This is a genomic window from Microcoleus sp. w1-18aA5, assembly GCF_036701705.1.
Classification (GTDB): domain Bacteria; phylum Cyanobacteriota; class Cyanobacteriia; order Cyanobacteriales; family Microcoleaceae; genus Microcoleus.
Genome location: NZ_JAUPTE010000159.1, coordinates 1 through 2,504 on the forward strand (window position 1 = coordinate 1; position 2,504 = coordinate 2,504).

Below are 2,504 nucleotides of genomic sequence, written 5' to 3' on the forward strand. Positions count from 1 at the left end.
CTGCCTATCTTTTTTTACCACAAGTTGGCTCAATCCTTACTAGCTATGGGTTTCAGGTGGGTTGTCACCCCCCCAGGAAGTCTCAACCATTATTCGAGAAATTCAATCTGAAACAACACGATCGCCCGTAAGCGTTGCCCTCGAAGAGGATCGCCCCACCCAAATAGTCCTGAACCCACATCGAGGCCAGAAACCGGGTTTCTTCCTATATCTCTAGCCCAGAATCTGCGATTTTTCATAGAAACCCCGTTTCTTCGCGTAACTCCTACCAAATCAGAATCTGGCAATACCCTAAATATAATTAAAATTTGTTAAGATTAACTCGACCTCAGCGCCGGCATCCCATCCGCCGCTAAACCAGCCCTTCCCCAGTCCCCACAACAATGCTGCGACTCGAACACATCAGTAAAATTTACCCCACAGGCGTCGTACTCAAAGATGTCACCTGGGAAGTCAAGCCAGGCGATCGCATCGGCTTAGTAGGCGTTAACGGTGCCGGCAAATCTACCCAACTCAAAATCATCGCCGGCGAAATCGAACCCACCGCAGGGGAAGTCATTCGCCCCGCCAGCCTCCACATCGCCTACCTCTCCCAAGAATTTGAAGTAGATCCGACTCGCACCGTCAGAGAAGAATTTTGGCGCGCCTTCAGCGAAGCCAACGAAGTCCACGAAACCCTGATGCAAGTGCATCGAGACTTGGAAGCCTCCACCCCAGAAAATCTTGACGAACTGATCCACAAAATGGATCGGCTGCAACGGCAATTTGAAGGCTTAAACGGCTACGCTTTAGAAGCCCAAATCGAGAAAATTCTGCCCGAAATCGGATTTGAACCCGAAGACGGCGATCGATTAGTCAGCGCCTTCAGCGGCGGCTGGCAAATGCGGATGAGTTTGGGCAAAATTCTCCTGCAAAAACCCGACATCCTGCTGCTAGACGAACCTACCAACCACCTCGACTTAGAAACCATCGAATGGCTGGAAGTTTACCTGAAAGGGCTGATAACCCCCATGGTAATCGTATCCCATGACCGGGAATTTCTCGATCGGCTCTGCACCCAAATCGTCGAAACAGAACGCGGCGTTTCCACCACCTACCTCGGCAACTACTCCTCCTACCTGCTGCAAAAAGCAGAAGCCAGAGAAGCCCAACTCAGCGCCTACGAAAGCCAGCAAAAAGAACTCGAAAAACAGCAAGCATTCGTAGAAAAATTCCGCGCCAGCGCCACTCGCAGCACCCAAGCCAAAAGCCGCGAGAAACAGTTAGACAAAATCGAACGCATCGAAGCGCCCACCGGCGGATTAAAAACTTTGCATTTCCGCTTTCCCCCCGCACCCCGCAGCGGCCGCGAAGTAGCAATAATTGAAGATTTGGTGCACACCTACGGTGAAAAAATCCTATTTTTGGGAGCCGACTTATTAATTGAAAGGGGCGATCGCATAGCCTTTCTCGGCCCCAACGGCGCGGGCAAATCCACCCTGCTGCGACTGATTATGGGTTTAGAAAAGCCTTCGGAAGGTACAGTCAAATTGGGAGGCCACAACGTCATCCCCGGTTACTTTGAACAGAATCAGGCAGAAGCCTTAGATTTGAATAAAAGCGTGATCGAAACCATTCACGACGAAGTTCCCGACTGGAAAAATGAAGAAGTTCGGACTTTGTTGGGCCGTTTCTTATTTACCGGCGAAACTGTATTCAAACAGGTTGGCGCTTTAAGCGGCGGCGAAAAAGCCCGCCTAGCTTTGGCAAAAATGCTGTTGACTCCCGTGAATTTGCTGATTTTGGACGAACCGACAAATCACCTCGACATTCCGGCGAAAGAGATGATGGAAGAGGCGATTCAGAATTATGAAGGTACCGTAATTATCGTTTCGCACGATCGCTATTTCATCTCCCAAGTCGCTAACAAAATTGTCGAGATTCGGGATGGAGAATTTCGCCCTTATTTGGGAGACTACCACTACTATCTCGATAAAATAGCTGAAGAAAAAGAGCTAGCACAAATCGCTAAACTTGAAGCAGAAAAAGCAGCTAAAAAAGCAGAAAAAGAAGCCAAGAAAAAAGCTGCGGCTAAGCAAAAATAAACTTGCGTCCCTCGCAGATAAACCTTAAATCCGCGTTTATCTGCGTGCATCTACGGTGAAACAAGAATCAGATTCTTAACTAGGGCTTGCTGAACAGGGTAAGAGCATCTCAATCAGTCTTGACAAAAGGATTTGAGAAGAAGCATCATGTATTCATCATTCATTGCAGCGAGTTTCCTTTTCTGTCGCAAGCTACGCTTGAGAGTAGTTTCTTGATTGACAGCATTCAGGGACATCCGTCTGATAGCAGCCAAGTTCCGAGGGCTATTCAACGACCGAATGCGACATCGATCTTCATTGAAAGTGACATCTAAAATCCAATGTTCTTGATTTTCAATGCTCCAACCCACATTCCGCAGATGTGTGTGGAATTTTTTTATCAGTTGTGAAAAGTTGGAGTCAAAAAGTTTTTCCGTTTAA

The 2,504-nt window shown here is 47.9% G+C and carries 2 protein-coding genes; one reads left to right on the top strand and one right to left on the bottom strand.

The features are described 5' to 3' along the window. Positions 1-89: 89 nt before the first annotated feature. Positions 90-239 carry a hypothetical protein gene (locus Q5691_RS27445; protein WP_333283438.1) on the bottom strand — a complete coding sequence of 50 codons (150 nt, stop codon included), beginning with the start codon at positions 237-239 and terminating at the stop codon, positions 90-92. Positions 240-383: 144 nt separating this feature from the next. On the opposite strand from Q5691_RS27445, the gene Q5691_RS27450 reads away from it, so the two are divergent. Further along, positions 384-2,084, top strand: coding sequence for an ABC-F family ATP-binding cassette domain-containing protein (locus Q5691_RS27450; protein WP_333348395.1), 1,701 nt, complete (start codon positions 384-386; stop codon positions 2,082-2,084). The last annotated feature ends 420 nt before the right edge of the window (positions 2,085-2,504 follow it).

What these genes read in the sequence shown, in the direction of transcription:
- Q5691_RS27445 (WP_333283438.1), bottom strand. Translation starts at nt 239, where the DNA reads ATGAAAAATCGCAGATTCTGGGCTAGAGATATAGGAAGAAACCCGGTT.
- Q5691_RS27450 (WP_333348395.1), top strand. Translation starts at nt 384, where the DNA reads ATGCTGCGACTCGAACACATCAGTAAAATTTACCCCACAGGCGTCGTA.